The 1,883-nt window shown below is 57.1% G+C and carries 1 rRNA gene; it reads left to right on the forward strand.

Annotated features, from left to right (window positions below):
* The first annotated feature begins 215 nt into the window (after window positions 1–215).
* Window positions 216–1,747, forward strand: a 16S ribosomal RNA gene (locus ACZ60M_RS25400).
* Window positions 1,748–1,883: the final 136 nt, after the last annotated feature.

Raw genomic sequence — 1,883 nt, forward strand, 5'->3', positions numbered from 1 at the left:
GCGTGTTGTTTGAGAACTCAACAGGGTGTTTGGATGGTCAGCGTGCGGGCTGATCGAGGTCACTGGACAAGGTTTCGGTGATGCTTGGTTGGTACTGTTTTTGACTGTCTTTTCCTTGGGACACTTGCTTGGTGTCCCGTTGAAAATCGGTCAGGACATGCTTCGACACATACCAAAGTCGCCATAGCCGCAAGGTTGTGGTGCGCAACAGGTTTTTGTTGGAGAGTTTGATCCTGGCTCAGGACGAACGCTGGCGGCGTGCTTCACACATGCAAGTCGAACGGAAAGGCCCGCTTGCGGGTACTCGAGTGGCGAACGGGTGAGTAACACGTGGGTAACCTGCCCCCATCTCTGGGATAACCGTTGGAAACGGCGGCTAATACCGGATACGACCTGGCTCCGCATGGTGCTGGGTGGAAAGTTTTTGCGGTTGGGGAGGGGCCCGCGGCCTATCAGCTTGTTGGTGCGGTAGTGGCGTACCAAGGCGATGACGGGTAGCCGGCCTGAGAGGGCGGTCGGTCACATTGGGACTGAGATACGGCCCAGACTCCTACGGGAGGCAGCAGTGGGGAATTTTGCACAATGGGCGGAAGCCTGATGCAGCGACGCCGCGTGAGGGATGACGGCTTTCGGGTTGTAAACCTCTTTTATCCACCACGAAGGCCAGGTATTCGCCTGGTTGACGGTAGTGGTTGAATAAGCGCCGGCTAACTACGTGCCAGCAGCCGCGGTAAGACGTAGGGCGCGAGCGTTGTCCGGATTTATTGGGCGTAAAGGGCTCGTAGGCGGTTGATTGCGTCCGCCGTGAAAGGCCTCGGCTTAACCGGGGTTTTGCGGTGGATACGGGTCGACTTGAGGCAATTAGGGGAGATCGGAATTCTACGTGTAGCGGTGAAATGCGCAGATATGTGGAGGAACACCGGTGGCGAAGGCGGATCTCTGGGATTGTTCTGACGCTGAGGAGCGAAAGCGTGGGGAGCGAACAGGATTAGATACCCTGGTAGTCCATGCTGTAAACGGTGGGCGCTAGGTGTGGGGTCACGTTGGTTGATTCTGTGCCGTAGCTAACGCATTAAGCGCCCCGCCTGGGGAGTACGGCCGCAAGGCTAAAACTCAAAGGAATTGACGGGGGCCCGCACAAGCGGCGGAGCATGCGGATTAATTCGATGCAACGCGAAGAACCTTACCTAGGTTTGACATCACCCGGAAACCTCTAGAGATAGAGGCCTCTTCGGACTGGGTGACAGGTGGTGCATGGCTGTCGTCAGCTCGTGTCGTGAGATGTTGGGTTAAGTCCCGCAACGAGCGCAACCCTTATCCCGTGTTGCCAGCATTCAGTTGGGGACTCACGGGAGACTGCCGGGGTTAACTCGGAGGAAGGTGGGGATGAGGTCAAGTCATCATGCCCCTTATGTCTAGGGCTTCACGCATGCTACATTGGCCGGTACAGCGGGTTGCGATACCGTGAGGTGGAGCGAATCCCTGTAAAGCCGGTCTTGGTTCGGATTCGAGTCTGCAACTCGACTCGATGAAGGTGGAGTCGCTAGTAATCGCAGATCAGCAACGCTGCGGTGAATGCGTTCCCGGGCCTTGTACACACCGCCCGTCACGTCATGAAAGTTGGCAACACCCGAAGCCTGCGGCCTAACCGGTTTACCGGAGGGAGTGGTCGAAGGTGGGGCTGGCGATTAGGACGAAGTCGTAACAAGGTAGCCGTACCGGAAGGTGCGGCTGGATCACCTCCTTTCTAAGGAGTCCCGACCCCCCTTGCGAGGGGGCGTCAACCATCCGAGCCCGTATGTCGGCATCACGTCGTCATCGGTTACTGCTCGGGTGTGTATGGACTAAATGTTTTAAATGGTGTGTCGACTGCACGTTGCACG

Source organism: Glycomyces sp. NPDC050141 (genome assembly GCF_055586545.1).